This is a genomic window from Corallococcus carmarthensis (genome assembly GCF_003611695.1).
Taxonomy (GTDB): Bacteria; Myxococcota; Myxococcia; order Myxococcales; family Myxococcaceae; genus Corallococcus; species Corallococcus carmarthensis.
On the sequence record NZ_RAWE01000029.1, the window covers coordinates 48,077 to 65,049 of the forward strand.

The 16,973-nt window shown below is 67.9% G+C and carries 15 protein-coding genes and 1 pseudogene; 13 read left to right on the forward strand and 3 right to left on the reverse strand.

Annotation, left to right across the window (positions count from 1 at the left end; all coding sequences use genetic code 11):
* Positions 1-3: 3 nt before the first annotated feature.
* The 8 genes from D7X32_RS11240 to D7X32_RS11280 all read left to right on the forward strand — a co-directional run bounded on the left by D7X32_RS11240 (position 4) and on the right by D7X32_RS11280 (position 9,273).
* The gene (locus D7X32_RS11240; protein ID WP_120602527.1) at positions 4-741 is read left to right on the forward strand and encodes a hypothetical protein; all 738 of its coding nucleotides are present in this window, start codon (positions 4-6) and stop codon (positions 739-741) included.
* Positions 742-828: 87 nt separating this feature from the next.
* On the forward strand, positions 829-2,340 hold the full coding sequence (locus D7X32_RS11245; protein WP_120602528.1) for a DEAD/DEAH box helicase: 1,512 nt from the start codon (positions 829-831) through the stop codon (positions 2,338-2,340).
* Between the two features lie 28 nt (positions 2,341-2,368).
* Positions 2,369-5,569, forward strand: a complete 3,201-nt coding sequence (locus D7X32_RS11250; protein WP_120602529.1) for a hypothetical protein — start codon at positions 2,369-2,371, stop codon at positions 5,567-5,569.
* A gap of 276 nt (positions 5,570-5,845) precedes the next feature.
* The gene (locus D7X32_RS11260) at positions 5,846-6,451 is read left to right on the forward strand and encodes a DUF2924 domain-containing protein (protein ID WP_120602530.1); all 606 of its coding nucleotides are present in this window, start codon (positions 5,846-5,848) and stop codon (positions 6,449-6,451) included.
* The gene (locus tag D7X32_RS11265; protein WP_120602531.1) at positions 6,448-6,651 is read left to right on the forward strand and encodes a hypothetical protein; all 204 of its coding nucleotides are present in this window, start codon (positions 6,448-6,450) and stop codon (positions 6,649-6,651) included. The genes D7X32_RS11260 and D7X32_RS11265 overlap by 4 nt, the downstream gene beginning before the upstream one ends.
* Positions 6,648-8,195 carry a recombinase family protein gene (locus tag D7X32_RS11270; RefSeq protein WP_120602532.1) on the forward strand — a complete coding sequence of 516 codons (1,548 nt, stop codon included), beginning with the start codon at positions 6,648-6,650 and terminating at the stop codon, positions 8,193-8,195. Before D7X32_RS11265 ends, D7X32_RS11270 begins: the two co-directional genes overlap by 4 nt.
* Positions 8,192-8,614, forward strand: a complete 423-nt coding sequence (locus D7X32_RS11275; RefSeq protein WP_120602533.1) for a hypothetical protein — start codon at positions 8,192-8,194, stop codon at positions 8,612-8,614. Before D7X32_RS11270 ends, D7X32_RS11275 begins: the two co-directional genes overlap by 4 nt.
* Positions 8,615-8,730: 116 nt before the next feature.
* Positions 8,731-9,273, forward strand: coding sequence for a PspA (locus D7X32_RS11280; protein ID WP_120602534.1), 543 nt, complete (start codon positions 8,731-8,733; stop codon positions 9,271-9,273).
* Between the two features lie 81 nt (positions 9,274-9,354).
* On the opposite strand, the gene D7X32_RS11285 is transcribed toward D7X32_RS11280, so the two are convergent.
* Positions 9,355-9,735, reverse strand: a complete 381-nt coding sequence (locus D7X32_RS11285; RefSeq protein WP_120564966.1) for a DUSAM domain-containing protein — start codon at positions 9,733-9,735, stop codon at positions 9,355-9,357.
* 257 nt (positions 9,736-9,992) lie between these two features.
* On the opposite strand from D7X32_RS11285, the gene D7X32_RS11290 reads away from it, so the two are divergent.
* The gene (locus tag D7X32_RS11290) at positions 9,993-11,165 is read left to right on the forward strand and encodes a serine/threonine-protein kinase (RefSeq protein WP_120602535.1); all 1,173 of its coding nucleotides are present in this window, start codon (positions 9,993-9,995) and stop codon (positions 11,163-11,165) included.
* A gap of 57 nt (positions 11,166-11,222) precedes the next feature.
* Positions 11,223-11,555: a hypothetical protein gene (locus D7X32_RS11295; RefSeq protein WP_244238961.1), complete on the forward strand. Its 333-nt coding sequence runs from the start codon at positions 11,223-11,225 to the stop codon at positions 11,553-11,555.
* A gap of 222 nt (positions 11,556-11,777) precedes the next feature.
* Here D7X32_RS11295 and D7X32_RS11300 read toward each other — a convergent pair whose 3' ends face one another.
* Together D7X32_RS11300 and D7X32_RS11305 are read right to left on the reverse strand one after the other, a co-directional pair.
* Positions 11,778-12,125, reverse strand: a complete 348-nt coding sequence (locus tag D7X32_RS11300) for a helix-turn-helix domain-containing protein (RefSeq protein ID WP_120564963.1) — start codon at positions 12,123-12,125, stop codon at positions 11,778-11,780.
* A gap of 52 nt (positions 12,126-12,177) precedes the next feature.
* On the reverse strand, positions 12,178-12,495 hold the full coding sequence (locus D7X32_RS11305) for a helix-turn-helix transcriptional regulator (protein ID WP_233591708.1): 318 nt from the start codon (positions 12,493-12,495) through the stop codon (positions 12,178-12,180).
* A 258-nt stretch (positions 12,496-12,753) separates the two neighbouring features.
* Between D7X32_RS11305 and D7X32_RS11310 the strand changes: the two genes are divergently transcribed.
* From D7X32_RS11310 to D7X32_RS11320, 3 genes and pseudogenes are all read left to right on the forward strand, one after another.
* A complete protein-coding gene (locus D7X32_RS11310) occupies positions 12,754-14,676 on the forward strand; it encodes a serine/threonine protein kinase (protein ID WP_120602536.1) in 1,923 nt (640 codons plus the stop codon).
* Between the two features lie 73 nt (positions 14,677-14,749).
* Positions 14,750-15,670, forward strand: a complete 921-nt coding sequence (locus tag D7X32_RS11315) for a DUF2381 family protein (RefSeq protein ID WP_120602537.1) — start codon at positions 14,750-14,752, stop codon at positions 15,668-15,670.
* A gap of 445 nt (positions 15,671-16,115) precedes the next feature.
* A pseudogene (locus D7X32_RS11320) lies at positions 16,116-16,973 on the forward strand (hypothetical protein); the annotation flags it as partial.

Consider the following 16,973-nt stretch of genomic DNA (forward strand, 5'->3'; position numbering starts at 1 on the left):
ACCATGGCGAACAACATGTGGGAGCAGACGGCCGCGATGGCCAAGCAGCACGAGCAGCAGGGCGGCGCCTGGCTGAAGCTCGCGAATGACGGGGACACCGCCGTCGTCGTCTTCCTCGGGGAACCGCATCCGCGCGAGGTGGTTTTCATCGACAACAAGTTCGTCCCCTTCGACGAGAAGCTGAAGGCCCAGGGCCACAAGCCCTCGCTGCGCGTGGCTCTCAACGTCGGCGTCTATGGGACGCGCGAGGTCAAGGTGATGGAGCAGGCCGTCACCTTTTTCAACACGCTGATGGAGCTCCGGGCGAAGTACGGCCTGGAGAAGTGGGCCTTCGAGGTCAAGCGCCGAGGGGCGGCCAAGGACACGAAGACGACGTACTCCATCCTCCCGGACCGGCAGCTCACCCACGAGGAGACGGCGGCCTTCCAGTCGTTGCAGCAACATGACCTGCCGAAGCTGTACGCGGCGGAGGCGGAGGGCGCGGCGAGCGGCGCGTCGCCCGCGGGCGCTCCCAACGCGAAAGCGAACGAGCCCATCGACGTGAAGCTGGCGCAAGGAATCGCCACGGCCCTGAAGGCACTGCCGCGCGAGGCCGTGGATCGCTTCCTTCAGAAGTTCGCCGTGCAGCGCATCCGGGACTTGCCGGCGTCGAAGGGCGAACTGGCGCGCGCCTTCGTCGACTCCCTCGTCGCTGAATACTCCGCGGAGAGTGTCGCGGACGTGGACCCCTTCGGGCCGTGAGCGTGCCCCGCTGAAGCTGGTTGCCGTAGCCATGCGCGGAGGGGGCCTGCTGCGTGCCCCCGACGCGCCTCACTGAGGACGACAGAAATGGTGGAAGACTTCTCCGAAATGCACGGGGACGGGGGACGTGTTGTCTCTCGCACCCAGGACTCCAGCGTGGGGGCCGCGCCGTCCGCGCCTGCGCGCGACACGAGCATGGGCACGCGGACGTTGCGCGTGCGCGTGGATGCCGGGCTGCGGCTCGCGGTGGGCGACGTGCCGCCGAAGATGGGGGAGGCCCTCTGCCGGGCGCTCTCCCTTCCCAACCCCGCGTATTTGAAGCTGGTGCGGCTGCGCAAGCGCCCCGGTGCGGAGCCCCAGACGCTGTACTTCTTCCGCCAGCAGGAGCGGGAGTTGGTGTTGCCGCGCGGGGCCATTCACGTGCTGCGACGGGCCGCGGACGAGGCGGGCCTGACGCTGTCCTTCGAGGACGCGCGGGTGCTGCCGCCCAATCGCCTGCCGAAGCTGCCGGCGGTGTCACTGCGCGACTACCAGGCCGCGGCCGTGGAGCGGCTGGCGAAGGCCACACAGGGGACGGCGGTGCTGCCATGCGGGGCCGGGAAGAGCGTCCTGGCCGTGGGGGCCATTGCGCGCTTGCGCACGCCGGCACTCATCCTCGTCCACACCTTGGATTTGGCGGAGCAGTGGCGAGAGCACGTGCGCGAGCGTCTGGGCCTGGAGGCGGGCCTCGTGGGCGCGGGGGAGGAGGAGGTGCGGCCCGTCACCGTGGCCGTCGTCCAGTCCCTGGCCCGGTGGGACGAGGCGAAGCTCGACGCCTTCCTCCACGGCTTCGGCCTGCTCGTCCTCGATGAGGCCCACCACATCGCCGCCAGCGCCTTCCACCGAATCGTGGACCGATGCCCGGCGCGCTACCGACTGGGCCTGACGGCGACGCCCGAGCGGGAGGACGGGCTGACGCCCCTGTTGCGCCTGTACCTGGGCGCGCTCCTGGCCGTGGTGAAGCACGAGGACCTCGTCGCGCGCGGCGTGCTGGTGGTGCCCGAGGTGCGCGCCGTGGAGACGGCCTTCGACTACCCCTACTTCCGCGCCGCGGACTACGCGCCCATGCTGGAGGCGCTGGCGGAGGACAAGGCGCGCAATGACCTCGTCCTCGGCGCAGTGGCCCGCGAAGCGTGGGCAGGCCACCTGTGCCTTGTCCTCACGGGCCGGGTGGACCACTGCGAACTGCTGGCGCATCGACTCTCGGCCGCCGGCCTGTCGGCTGCCGCGTTGACGAGCGAGGTGCCGCGCGAAGCGCGCAAGACCCTCCTGGACCAGGCCCGCGCCGGGCGCGTCCGTGTGCTGGTGGCCACCAGCCTGGCGGATGAGGGGCTCGACTTGCCGCGCCTCTCGCGCGTCTTCCTGGTGTACCCCGGCCGCGCGCGTGGACGCACCGTCCAGCGTCTCGGACGCCTCATGCGTCCCCACCCGGAGAAGAAGAGCGCAGTCCTCATCGACTTCGTCGACGGGCAGGTACCGCTCTTGCGGCGCCACCACGCGGAGCGCCGCCAGCAGTACGCCACGGTGTTGGGAGTGGCCACCGCAGCCAATGCACGTTGAGCCAACACAGAGAGAGCGAGCACCTTCGATGACGACACCTTCTGACATCACTCCAAGCACTCCCAACCCCGACTCCATCCGCGCCACCTGGCAGTGGCTCGCGCACGCCCCACACGGCGTCAGCGAAGTCCGCGTCATCCGCCCGGGCGGCGGTGGCATCGTCGGCCTGGGCTTCTTCGACGACGAGGAGGCCTTCGTCGCTTCCTGCGTAGCCGCCAATGCCGGCGGCAACGTGTATGTGGGCATCCAGCCGCGCCCTCGGCGCCTGCTCGAACTGGCCCCGAACGTCCTCCGCCCGTTGAAGACGGGGGCGGGCAGCAAGGACATCGAGGTGGTGACGGCCACGGTGGTGGACCTGGACCCCGTGCGCCCCAAGGACACGGCCAGCACCGAGGACGAGCTCTCGCTGACGATCCAGGTGGCGGAAGCCGCCGCGGCCTGGTGTGGAGCGCAGGGGCTTGTCCGGCCGCGGCTGATGATGAGCGGCAACGGGGCGCAGCTCTGGTTCGCCCTGCCGCCGCAGTCCCTGGAGGGCGAGAGCCACGAGCGAGTGCAGGCGGGCTTGAAGTCCTTCGAGGCCGAGTTCCGTGCCCGCTTCGCCTCCGAGCGCGTGCGCGTGGACTCCATCCACGACGTGGCCCGCATCATCAAGGTGGTGGGCACCGTCGCCCGGAAGGGGGCGGGGACAGCGGAGCGGCCTCATCGAGCAGCTCAGGCGCTCGCTGGCTTCGAGCGCGTGGAAGACGCAGGCCTCATGGCTCGCGTGCTGAGCGCGCCGGTGCAGCAGCAGGTGGCGAGCCAGGCGCGTCCAGCCCAGGTGGCGCTGCCGCTGGCGCCCTCGTCCTCTGCGCCTCAGGGGACGGTGAAGGCCCGCCGGACGGAGACTGGGGAGCATGACTGGGCGCGCCCGGTGGAGATGTGCGGGCCGGTGCAGCGCCTGTGGGAGCAGGGGGCGGAGGACCGGAGCGTCGCCATCTTCAACATGGTGCGCTTCTTCGCGCACAAGCAGCTCGGCCTCGATGAAATCACCGAGCTTGTCCTCGAGTACGACCGCCGGGGCCTCGGAAAGCTGAAGGGGAGAGACGGCAAGGCGTACATCTCCAAGGCTTACGAGAAGGTGATGGCCACCGCCCGCGAGGACGGCGCCGTGGCGCCGCCCTGCCACTCCCTCCAGGGCTTGGGCTACTGCCGCGTGAACCGCGAGCCCGACGTGCGCTGCGAGCTCTACGACGTCGTCTTCGACATCGAGAAGGCCGTGGAGGCGTTGGCCTCCGTGCCGGCCCAGGACGTGGAGTACCGCCTCAGGCCCATTCTCGAGGCGATTGCTCACCGTCCGCCGTCCGCGCAGGAGAAGTACTTGGCGCTGCTGGAGGTGCGCACGGGCCAGCCCGCGCAGAAGCTTCGGCTGTCCATGGCTCGCGCCGTGCGCACCCAGGCCGCAGGTGAAGGCGCGGACACCAAGGGCGGAGGGAAGAGCAGCAGCGGCGACGACACCATCGACGGCGAGGTGTTCGAGGACGCGTACTGCTACTACACGGTGACGCAGCGCGGAGAAGCGAAGGCGATTTCCTCCTTCACCTTCACGCCCAGGGCCGTTGTCGAAACCGAGGAGGGGGAGGTGTTCCTCGGAGACATCCGCACGGACAAGGGCACCAGCATGGAGGGAGCCCGGCTGCCGAGGCGGGCCTTCAACTCGCGCAAGGAGCTGCTGCACCACCTGCCCTCCGTCCACACGCAGTGGACGGGCAGCGACAACAACGTGCAGGGCCTGCTGCGCGCGGTGGCGAGGCGCGCGGTGCCGCGGCTGCCGGGCACCAGCGTACTGGGAGACTTCAAGCGGGGGGCACACCATGTCTGGGTGGCGCCTGGGTGCACCATTGGGCGGGAGGGTTTTCTCTCGGCCTCCCCCGTGGCGTACCTGCCCAATGGGGCGTCGCTTGAGTCGCGCGTCCGCTACGAGGCCGCGGACGACGACGCCTTCCATGAAGTGGCCAGCACGGTTTTCGAGTGCCTGCTCAAAATCAACACGCCCCAAGTGGTGCTGCCGATGCTGGGGTGGTTCTTCGCGACGCCGATGAAGCCGCGCTTCATGGAGAAGGTGGGCTCCTTCCCTCTTCTCTTTCCTTATGGGACGCAGGGCAGCGGGAAATCCAGCACCTGCACCGAAGTCTTCTGGCCGCTCTTCGGAGTGCCGAAATCAGACGCCTACAGCGTGACGGAGACGGAGTTCGCCCTGGTGAAGCTGCTGTCCGCCACGCGCTCGGTGCCGGTGGTGCTGGATGAGTACAAGCCCAGCGATATGCCGCTGCCCCGTCTCCACCTGGTGCACCGCTACATGCGGCGTCTCTACCGAGGGGAGACGGAGGAGCGGGGGCGCCCGGACTTGTCTGTGACGAGCTACCGCCTCCAGGCGCCGCTGTGCATCTGCGGCGAGACGCGTCCCACCGAGGCGGCACTCGTTGAGCGCATTCTCCCCGTCAGCCCGGACAAGGCGACGGTGCAGCGCCGTGAGTACCGGGCTGTCTTTCGCAAGCTGACTTCCGTCAACCTTGCCCTCTTCGCCCCTCGCTACATTCAATTCTGCCTGGGGCGTGACTTCGACAAGGACTACAGCCTGGCCCGTGCTGTCGCGGACTCCTTCGTGAAGGGGCGACAGGTGCCTCCGCGCGTCGCCGACAACGTGACGGCCATGTTGCTGGGCATTCACCTCTTCGAGCAGTTTGCCCAGGAGTGTGGCTACCCGTTGCCCGCCGACTTGGGCGCTCGTGAGGCCGTGGACGCCGTGCTGAAGGACGTCCTCGAGGAAGAGACGGGTGTCCGTAACGCGCTGGATGCCTTTCTCCAAATGCTGAGTGTCATGGCGATTCAGGGGGAGCTGAAGCACCGCGTCCACTACGCCTTCGACGAGGGGCGCCTGTGCCTCCACTTGGAATCCGCCTACGACGCATACCGCGCGCACTGCAAGCGCATCGACTATCGAGGGGAGTTGGTGGACACGAAGGCGCTGCGGCGACTCATCCATGAGAATCATCGCGCCGGAGAGTATGTCCTCTCGCCCAGTGAACGCGTCTGTTTTGCCGGCAAGGCCGTGCGTCGGTGTGCCCTCGTGATTGATGCCTCCAAGGCCTCCTTCATCTCCGCGGAGGACTTCCCGCACGCTGACGACGCAGGCCGCGGCTGGCGTTGGCGTGGCCACGACGAAGGCAGTCCCGAGGAGGTGGCCTCGTGACGGGGGTGGACGGGAAGCCCGGGCCTCCGGCAGATGAGTCCGACGCTTCTCACCACCAGCTCCATCGCCAGGATGACGCGGTGGACGTCCTCACCGAGGCCCTCTGGGAGTTGTGGCTGCGTCGACATGCGCAGCCGCAACGACAGGCGCCCGCGTGGAGCGCGGAGGAGAGCGCGCATGGCTGAGCCGCGGACTCTCGACTTGTCTTCTTCTGGGGACAGAGCGTCCATGGTTTTCGCCCGAGGGCCTGCTGCCCTGGACGAAGGAGAAACCACCATGGCGAAGAGAGGGACTGCACGTGCCGCGCGCACGCAGTTGGCGGACGTGCCACAGCAACTGGCCGCGCTGGCCAGCATGTCGGTGCCGGAGCTGGCGGAGAAGTATCAGGAGCTGTACGGCGAGCCCACGCGCAGCCGCAACCGGGACTACCTGAAGAAGCGCCTGGCCTTCCGGATTCAGGAACTGGCCGAAGGGGGACTCTCCTCGCGCGCCGTCGCACGCATCTCGGAGTTGGGCGACAAACTGCCCGAGCGCTGGAGGATGCGGCAGGTGGAGGAGGCGAACCCCGCCGCGCCGTCTCCTCCAGCCGCTGCCGACGGGCGCGCAGCCGCTGCCGACGGGCGCGCAGCCGCTGCGGATGGGGGCGCAGCCGCTGCCGACGGGCGCGACGCGCGCCTGCCGCCGCCGGGCACGGTGCTGACGCGCGTGTTCAAGGGGGCACAGCACCGGGTGACGGTGCGCGAGGGCGGGATTGAATACGAAGGCCAGCTCCACCGCAGCCTCTCCTTCGTGGCCAAGCTGATTACGGGCACGGCCTGGAATGGCTACAGCTTCTTCGGCCTCAAGGACGGCGGCTCGAAGCAGAAGGCGGTGACGCGATGAGCGGCCCCTCCTTCTTCCAGACGCACATGGGGCAGCGCTTCTACGAGGGGACGATGCCGGCGCTCGTCCGTGAGTTGAAGCGCCTCAACGACAACATGGAGCGACTGGTGGCTGCGGCGGAGCGCCTTGCTGGGCAACCGCCAGCCTCGAGCGCCGAGCCCACGCGGTCGGCGACGCCCGAGAATTCGGAGGGGGAATGAGGAAGAGCAAGCCAGCGCCCTCGGACGCGAAGCGCTGCGCCGTGTACACGCGCAAGTCCACGGCGGCGGGCCTGGAGATGGAGTTCAACTCGCTGGACGCCCAGCGCGAGTCTTGTGTCTCCTACGTGCAGCGCCAGACCGGCTGGGCATTGGTGGATGAGAGCTACGACGACGGCGGCTTCACCGGCGCCAACATGGAGCGGCCCGCCTTCCAGCGGCTGATGCAGGACGTGGACGCTGGCCGGGTGGACGTGGTGGTGGTGTACAAGGTGGACCGCCTCTCCCGCAGCCTCCTCGACTTCGCGAAAGTCATGGAGCGCCTCAACACGGCGGGCGCGTCCTTCGTCTCGGTGACGCAGAACTTCTCCACCGCCGATGCGATGGGGCGGTTGACGCTGAACATGCTGATGTCCTTCGCCGAGTTCGAGCGGGAGATGATTTCGGAGCGCACGCGGGACAAGGTGGCCGCTGCGCGCCGCAAGGGGCTGTGGACGGGGGGACGCGCGCCGCTCGGCTACGACGTGAAGGACAAGCGCCTCGTGGTGAATGAGTACGAGGCGGTGGTGGTGGGAGAGGCCTTCGAGCTGTACCTCCAGCACCAGCAGGCCTCGACGGTGGCGCGCCTCCTCAATGAGACGGGGCGCAAGACGAAGCGGTACGAGGCCCGGAGCGGTGCCACGCGCGCGGCTCGGGCTTGGACGACGCAGGATGTGCTGCGCCTCTTGAGGAGTCCCTTGTACGCGGGCTTCGTGCCCTACGGAGACGAGACGCACCCGGGTGAGCACCCGGCGATTGTAGACGGGGCCACCTTCCACCGGGTGCAGGACATGCTGGAGGGCCCCGGCCTCCAGTACCACGGGCGCAACCCCGACTACGTGCTGCGAGGCCTGTTGCGCTGCGGCCTGTGCTGCGAGGCGATGACGCCCGGCTCGACGCGCAAGGGCACGCGCGAGTACCGCTACTACCGCTGCACCACGCGGGACAAGCAGGGGAAGGAGGGGTGCCGGGCTGCTCCCATTCCGGCAGCCGCCATGGAGGACTTCGTCGTCGCGCGGCTGCGGGAAGTCTCCGTCGGCGAGGGCTTCGCGGCGCAGGTACACGCCCGGCTCACCGGGCGGCTGGAGGAGAAGCACAAGGCCCTGCGTGTCGAGCGCTCGCAGTTGCCGAGGGATTTGGCCAAGCGCGCCGGGGAGTCGAGGAAGTGGGTGGACTCCCTCGCCAAACTGGAGGGCCCCGCCCGGCGCATTGTCGAGGAGAAGCTGACGGCCACAGAGGAGGAGGTCGCCGGCATGAGGAAGCGACTGGCGGCGGTGGAGCGCGCCCTGGACGCCACGCAGGGGGAGCGGTTGGAGGTGGCGTGGGTGGCCCAGGCCCTGGCGGACTTCGACGCGGTGTGGGACGCCCTCACCGCCATGAACCGGGGGCGCCTGCTACGAGCCCTCGTTGGCCGGGTGGTGGTGAACGAGGCGACGGGCCAGGTCGACGTTTACCTGTCCCATGCCGTTGAGGCCGCAGCGCCCGGGCGCGAGGAGGCAGCAGCGTGAGCGCAAGCCCCGAATCCCAGCCGGCGGAGGCCGGCCTCGTCAGCGCGCACTTCCACCGCGTGCGTCGCTCGAAGGTGCGCTTCCGAGAGGGGGCGCCGCCGTCGCCGCGAGAGGTGGCGCGCCGGCCGGCACACGCCGCGGGAATGCTGGCCCTGGCGCACCATGTGGAGTCCGCCATTGAGAGGGGGCTCATGGCGAGCGCGGCGGACGTCGCGAGTCAACTGGGCTTTACCCGGGCGCGTGTGACGCACCTGTTGGACTTGCGGTTGCTGGCGCCCGACATCCAGGAGGAGGTGCTGTTCCTCGAGGCCGTGGATGGGGAGGAGCCCCTCAGCGAGCGAGTCCTCCGGGCCGTTGCACACGCGGGGACGTGGGAGGTGCAGCGCGAGCGCTGGCGCGAGGTGAAGGCTTCATTCTGAGACGGGAGTCCGAATACCCGGACTCCTTGGTGTAGCGTGAGTGCAAGAGGCTGAATTGTTGTCCGCGTTGAGCGTGCGCGGGCTGGATGCCCCGCGAGGAAAGAGAGCGAGAGCACATGCAGAACGACATGAAGAGCACCATTCAGGCTGCGGTGGCAGAAGAGGTGGGGAAGGCGATGGCCCGGCAGTTGGATCTGCTGGAGAAGATTGCTCAGTTCCTGGGCATTGAGCCTGGCTCGAATCCCGCGTCGTCCGCGCCGAAGCGCACCCCTGTGCCTCCTCCCGCGTCGAAGCGCCCGCCCGCGCCCCCCACCGGGCCCGCGCCGAAGCGCCCGTCCTCGGTGCCCGTGCGGAAGTGGGTGAAGCCGAAGCCGGAGGCCGCGCCTAAGCCCACGAGGACGAAGGCCGCGCCCCAGAATCGCCGAGGGAGCCCGCGTGCGGCGGGACGTACAGCGGCGGTCGCCACGCCCAGCTCCAGTCCCAGCCCCGCGACGTCTGTCACATACGCGGAGGGGCAGGAGGTGCGCTACAAGCAGGGGCGGGGCACCTTCTCGGCGAAGGTGACGGCCGTCGACGCGAAGGCGAAGACGGTGACGGTGGAGCGCGTCTCCGATAACAAGAAGGTGGTGCGTCCCTTCGACAAGGTGACGCCCGCCTGAGTCTGGGCCGCGAAGCGCCCTCTCCGGAGGGCGCTCCTGCGGCCAGTCGCTCGAGGGTTGCAAAGCGAGCCGCGCTCATCGTTACGGCGCGTCGGCCATGTCTTCGAGCTGCCCCTCGGCGAGGGCGCGGTAGTGGGGCACGACTTCCACCTTGAGCACGTCCCGCATCTCCTGGCGGGCGCGGCCGAAGTCCCCCTTGTCTTTGTACTGGTACATCCGGTGCAACGCATCCATGAGCCTGTGGGAGCCTTCTCGGATGCGCTGAGACTCCTCACGTAAGAGGCCCAACGCTCCCTCCTCCGTGGCGAGCGCGCTCTCGGCTTCACTGTCGCTGATGCCCACCTCGGAGGCCGTGCGCCTCAGCAGTGCCTTCGCCTCAGTTGTGAGGGCCAGGCGCGCTCCTGTGGTGGAGACACGACGTGCCAATTCGCGGATCGGGCCCCAGTCAACGGTTTCACTCACGAGTCATTTCCCTTTGCGAGCAGTCCAAGCCTGCGTGCGAAGCCAGAGCTGGGGCCTCTTGCACCCAGGGGAGGGATAGGCGCTCATGGGGCTGCGGCCTGTCCGCTGCGGGTGTCAGAGAGCTTCACAGGTAATCAAGGTCATGTTGATTCGACGGTCAAGTCAACTATACCTTGGCGTTCCCGGAAGGGTGCCCGGTGGCGGCGAGCCTCGTTGCCCCTGGGGCCGCACCCCTTCACTCAGGAGGATTCACAGCCATGTCGAAGCGTTCGGAAGACGATGTGACGACGGAGGATTTTCCGCGCAGAGTCCCCACCCTGTCTGCACCCAGCGGGGCGCACTTCCTCTTCGAGGTGGAGGGCGTGCGTTACGAAGCGGTGCGGGAGCTGGAGGTGCGGCCGAGTGGCGAGCGGCTGCTGAGGGCGGAGCGGCGCGTGGCGGATGGCGCGCTATCCGGCCCCTGTCTGGTCCGTAGGATCGCCAGCCCATCCACGTACATGCAGCGCAAGCGGATGATTGAAGAGGTGCAGTTGGCCTTTCGCCTCAACCACCCCAACATCGCTCAAGTCTTCCACATGCAGGTGGATGAGGAGGAGGACGCCCCCTACGTCATCATGGAGGACGTGGGTGGGCCGTCGCTGGAGACGCTGGTATGCGCGGCGTTGGTGAGAGGGCAGCCCCTCTCGGAGGGCTTCTGCTTGTACGTGGGCGCGGAGGTGGCGGACGCACTGCACCATGCGCACACGCTGACGTCGGAGAAGGGAGTGCCCCTGGGCATTGTCCACCGCGACGTGAGCCCTCGTCACATTGCGCTGGGGCAGCATGGAGAGGTGAAGGTGCTGGACTTCGGAGCGGCGTACTCGCTGCTGGTGGGGCGGGAGGAGTCGCCGGAGAATCTGCTCCGAGGCGACGTTGCCTATGCCAGCCCCGAATACCTGCGCAAGGAAGGGCTGACGCCGCGCTCCGATGTCTTCAGCCTGGGGGTGTTGCTGGTGGAGGCCTTGACGAACAAACACCTCTTCGAGGTGCACGACGCCCCGGTGGTGGCGGCGAAGGAGATCCGGTTCCAGACGGAGATGCAGCCCTCTCTGCCCTTGGGGCAGATGCAGGCTCTCATGGAGTCCTTCGGACCGGATGTTGTCGAGAAGGCGGTGGCCCACGTCAATGAGGACCTCAAGGCGGTGCTGCACACCGCGCTGCGCCTCAATCCCGAGGAGCGCTTCGCGACGGCGGCGGACCTGCGGGATGCGCTGCGTGGTGCCGCCCACGCCCAGCTCCGCGAGCCCTACGGGCGCGCGGAAGCAGCCAAGGAGACAGCCCGTGTCGTGTCCGAGGGCGGAGTGCTGCGTGACGAGGTGGAGTTCGGCGAGGCCGGCCTCTACCCGGTTGGGCTGGAGAAGCACGAGTTAGGTCTCCCGAAGAAGGAGTAGGCCGCAGATGCTCTGCTCTCGTGTGGCCTGCAATGGCCGGCACCTCGCCACCGCGGGGTGCCGGACTTCGGAGTCCTCTCCACCATTCTGACGTGGGTGCGCCGCCCCGACGACGAGTCCAACGCCGACCCGGAGTTGGAACTCCACGTGGGAGGCTCCGTGGGCAGGCAGTACGGCGAGAACCTGACGTGGTGTGACGTACCCATCCGCGCGGGCGACGTCCTTACGGTGGAGGTGCGTGACGACGTGGAGGCCGACCCTCCGCAGACGCGCCGTGTCGACGAAGAGGCGGGGCTGGACGACGTTTCCCGCCTGCGGTTGCAGCAGAAGCGTCTGGAGAAGCTACTCGCCGAGGTGAACGAGGAGCTGCGGGAGTGCGGCGGGGCGTAGTGGGGTGCCTCCTCCTTCGGATGGGGAGGCGCTTCGTCATGCCGGGGACCGCTCATGCTGGGGGACGCGCGTGCTCCAGTGCAGGGCTCCGAGGTATGGGGCTCTGCCCGCCAGGCCTGCTCCCTGCTTGGAGTCGCCAGAGCGCTGGCCGCAAGTCGCTTGGCACTGGGGGAGAAGGTGGTGCGGGCCGTTTTGCGGCGCCCCTCCTCCCAGGAAGCTGCTTCAGCGGGCCAACTCGGTGGTGATGCGGACGAGGGCATCCAACTTCGCCGCATCGAGCTTCCGCGCGAGGAAGAGGAGCCGGCGCAAGGTGACGTCGTCGTCGGGCCGAGTTGGACTCCCGCTGCTGGGCGACTCGGTGAGGCCCATCATGTCTTCCGGAGAGACCATCAACTCGATGCACAACTTCTTCAGCGTCTCGACGCTGGGAACCATGTGCCCGCGTTCAACTCTGCTGTAGACGGCAGGGGCCATCCCCACCCGCTCCGCGACTTGGACCTGCGTCAGGCTCATCTGCTCCCGGGCGAGGCGGGCGATGGCACCCAGGTGCGTTGCAAGCTGTTCGTTCATAGGTACAAAGAAGTATACCCGAATTGCCAGTTGTCATGGGAACACCATTCCATCAGCGCACGTCCCGCAGAAGTTGGATGAGGGCGAGCGCCTGGTGCGCGTCCAACTCGTGCACACGGCGGAGCAGGGCCTCCTTGGCGGCAGCGACGACGTCGGGTGGCAGCGAGGCGGTATAGCCCAATAACTCGTTGGGAGTGGTGCGGAGGGCGGGGCACAGACGGTACAGCGTCTGGACGCTGGGGAGCATTCGCCCCCGCTCGAGTCGGCTGTAGACGACGGGAGAGATGTCGATGAGATGGGCCACGTCCACCTGTGTCAGGTTGGCGCGAAGACGGGCTGCGCGCGCGGTGTCGCCGATAATGGCGGACAAGGGGCGGGAGGGCTCCTTCGGAAGGGCGAGAGTGCGGATGTCAGGGTGAATATACATTCCCAAGGAACTGTACCTGATAGTCTAATTGACTTCACCTAGTCGAATGGCTTGGAGCTACTTGGGGATAGTGGTTGGAGGTGGGGGAAGACTTCGCGCGATTTCCCTGGGCTTCTGGTAGCGTGGCCCGGCGCGGGGAGGGAACCGCATGCGCGTGGCCGCAGTCCTGCTGTCCTACAGAGTCGCCAGGAAGACGTCGCCATGAGGGACAGCGGCCCCCGGGCCGTGCTGTCCCCCGGGGACGTGGTGAAGGGCTACACGGTGGTGAGGCACCTGGACCAGGGTGGCTTCGGCACCGTGTACCTCGCGACGCAGGAGGGGCAGCCCTACGCGCTGAAGCTCGTGGAGCGGCAGGGGCGGGTGGAGAAGGAAGTCACCATCCTCTTGCGCTTGAAGCACCCCAACGTGGTGGGGATTCGCGGCTTCTCCTACTGGCAGGCCGGGGAGCGCGACTTCGCCCTCATCGCCATGGAGTACGTGGAGGGGCGGAAGCTGAGCGCGTGGGTGAAGGAGGAGAACCCCTCGGCCCGGCAGATTGCGAAGGTGGCGCTCGACGTGGCGCGGGCGCTGGCGGCCTCTCACGCGGCGGGAGTGGTGCACCGAGACGTGAAGGACGCCAACGTCATGGTCCGCGACGCGGACGGCCTGGCGGTGCTGGTGGACTACGGCATAGGGGACTACGAGGGCGCACCTCCCGGTGTCACCCAGTCCATGCTGCCGCCCGGGACGATGGAGTACCGGCCCCCCGAAGCTTGGCTCTTCGTGGAGCAGCACGCGGGGCACAGAGGCGCCCGCTACGTGTCCGTCCCCTCGGACGACATGTGGGCCCTGGGCACTGTCCTCTACCGCCTCCTCACGGCGAGGCTGCCCTTCGACGCGGCGACGGACCCGGAGTACGTCCAGAGTGTCATTCGCAAGTCGCCTGTACCCCCTCACCTCGCCAGCCGCTTCGTCCCGGAACGGCTGAGCATGTTGTGCATGCGGCTGCTGGAGAAGGACCCTGCTGCCCGTCCCGAAGCGAGCGCTGCTTGTGCGGCCCTGGAGGAACTCCTGTCCGGGGCGGAAGGGGAGGCGTGGGACACGCCCTTGTTCGATACGTATGGCCCGAACTCGGCCACCACCGAGGGCGAGGCGGGCGCGCTGGCTCGGTGGGCGAAGCGGCCCCTGCGCCAGATGCGCCGTGGCAAGGCGCCCGGGCCGGAGCTGCCGGGAGCGGGCCCGCCCGCAGATCTGCTGCCCCAGGCCTCTCCGGTGGCTGCTGCGCGGCCCGAGGAGGCGCAGCTGCCGGGCTTGGCGCTAGAGGAGGGGATGGCGGCGGAATCCGGGCAAGCGGCGCCTGTGGCCACCATCGTCGAGGTGGGGCGGCGCTCGTTCTTCTCGCGACTGATGATGGGGCGCGTGCTGGGGGCGGGGCTGCTGGCCGGCGCGCTGGTCGCAGGGGCTCTTCTCTCGCAACAGGCGCCCCCGCCACTTGGGACCCGGCCCTCCTCCGGTCCCGGCCAAGAAGTAGCGACATATACAAAGAAACCTCAAGCTGCCCGAGCCGCAGCTCCCACCGGGCCGGAGGCAACACCTGCGGCCGTCGCGCCTCCTGCGACGCTTCCCGAGGTGACTGCCACCGTGACGACGACGAAGAGTGACTCCCCGCCCTCCCCGCTGGAGCCTGCCAAAAAGGCCACGAGGAGCGTCAGCAGTGCCTTGGCGACGACGGCCCTCTGCGGTGCGCTGGCCTGCTCGGGCCCACAGGTGCGCCCCGCTCCGGATCCTGAACCATGCCCAGCAGGCGCCACCAAGGGCATGAAGATGCTCAGCATGGAGATTGGGGACGACCTGATCGGGAGCTTCGTCAGGGGGGAAGAAAAATACGTAACGGTGAGGGACGGCACTGCACAGATCATCTTGGGCTCGGACTACGCCACGCTGTCTGGGCGACTCATTATTGCCGACCGCGTCTATGTCCGACTGACTCGGGCCCGCACGAGCAAGGGAAGTTTCCCCGTGTGCCTGGAGGTGCAGGACGGCACTCGAAACCGCGGACTGGAGATAGAGGGCGGCGGAGGGGATACCGGTAAGGCACGCGTGTACTCTGCCGTTCGGGTCAAGGCAGTGAGTGAGTTTGAATGACCTGCCGCCGTTTGGCAGACGCTCATGATCCGCCAAGGGCGTCGCTGCTGGCTTGGTCCAGGAGAAATGTCGAGTGCATCATTCCGTGTCGGCCGTTCTGCTTTTCCTACTCCTCGCAGGCGAGGGGACAGCTCTGGCGCAGTCGCCCCCGGCTACAGCGGGGCTGATCGTTCGCCGAATCGAGCTGGTCTCGGATGATGCTCAGCCAGCGGCTGAAGTCGCGGTGAGCCCAGGGCTCTCGACGGTGTTCATCTTCGATTCGGAGGTGAGTCGAGAAGGGCTGACGATCGAGGGACGCGAGCGTTTCGCGGTGGTGGACGCTGGGCTCACCACCTTGCGCCTGGTCCCGTCCGAGAAAATCTCGGCTGGAGAGCGGCTCAAGTTGACGGTGCGGTTTCTGGACGGAGCGGCCCCGGCGACTGCGACGTTTGTCCTGGCCGCGCACCCCGCACGGTCGGAGGCTCAGGTCGAGGTCTATCGGCGCAAGAGGAGCGTCGAGACATACCAGGAGGAAGTCCGCCAGGCGCGTATCGAGGCTGAGCAATGCCGAGAGGAGAATGAGCGCCTGCGCGCGGAGCGAAGTGCTCCTGATGGGCTGACGGGACTCATATCGACGGAAGTCCTCGGCAAGCGAGGCGTTGACTTCCGCGAAGTGACAAAGGCTGTAACCCAGGCCCCAGGAGGGGCAGCAGCCAAGAGTTTTGTCTTTGCATACCGCACGGCCCGCAGGGTGGCTGTTGAGGTCTCCCTCAAATATGCAGGGGATGCTCAACCGTGGACTGCAGTGGGGGCGTCGTTCAGGGGCAAGGCCAACGAGGAGTTGAAGGTGCTTCGAGTGTGGCAGTCGGGCCCCGTCGCCCCGGGCCCGGCTCTTCAGCGAGTGGTGGTGGAGGCCGAGTCCGCATCGGAGTCTTCGCAGGGGGTCTTCACGCTCAAGCTCTGGGATGCAGATATGCGCCGCACCGTCACGCTAGGCAACGTCACCTTCCCATGAGCTGGAGTGTGCGCGGGTGAATGCGGCGCCTCACTGATGGCTGCGGGCGCCCTGATCGCGACGCTCTTGCACCACCTTCAATCACTGCTCCTTGATGTAGGCATTGGGCTCGCGAACTGCGCAGGGGCCTCCTGCACCATATAAGGCACCCGCTGGCAGTCGTCGTGCGCGAGTAGCGGTCTGCGCTTCGTCGTGCAGCATGCCTTACGGACGCTGGGGAGCTCCGCCACGGTCATTCCGATTCGCGCGGTTGGCGCCGTGCGCGGAGTTGGTCCGTCCTGGTGCCGCAGTGTGACTTGCCACAATTGTCTATACCCCAACGGGCCGGGTCGCCCGTGACTCTTTCAGTGCGATGACCCACCCGGTCCTCCGCCTTGTCGGACCGAACAGGGAACCTCTGTCCTGAGCGCCCCTGCTGGGGCCTGCCGCGGAGGCGTCGATGGGCATGCATTGGAGTTGGGCCGTCGTCTTGCTGCTGCTGGTACCTGGGGCGGGAGGGGCGCAAGAGGCCGCCACGCCGGAGGACTTCGACGCCACCGTGCGCAGGCTGGAGGAGGCCATCTCGGACACGCCTTCCGGCGAGGAAGATGCGGGAGAGGCACCGTCCGAAGAGGAGGCTTCTCCGCCCGCCAGGTTCGACTCGACACCCCCGTGGACGAACCTGCTGCGCATGGACGCGGCGACGTTGACACTGCTCCCTCGAAGGGGCGAGGGCACCGAAGAAGGCTTCGTACAGGTGGAGCCCATGTTGGCCTTGGGGAAGGGGGAGTCGTTGCGCCTCATTCTCGGGGCACCGGTACGGCTACGGCTGTGGGGTGGAGGGGATGGCGCGGGCCTCGTGCGGAAAGAGGACTGGGACACGCTGTCCGATTGGGGGCAGGTGGTACGCCTTTTCATGGTGGGCGGGGACACGCCTAACTCGGTGTGGTTGGGGATGATGGAGGGCTACTCCCTCTTGTCCGGGCACTTGGTGCGGCGCTACGGCAACCGCGTCAACCCCGACTACCACCCCGCCGGCGTCATCGCGACGGGGACGCTGGGGCCGGTGTATGCGGAGGCCTTCGTCTCGGATGTGCTGAGCGCTCGTTTCGCGGGGGCGGAAGTGGCCCTGGACGTGCAGCATGTCCTCTTCGGCCGGCCCCCTGTCCCGGGGCGGTACACGCTGGCGCTGTCGGCGGTACATGCCTGGGGGCAGGTAGGTGGCGCCGCGAGGCCCATGACGTTGGCGCATCTGGATGCCACCGCCGTGGTGCTGCGGCGAGCACGCAAGGGCAAGAGAGTGGAGGCGCACCTGCTGGGCGGG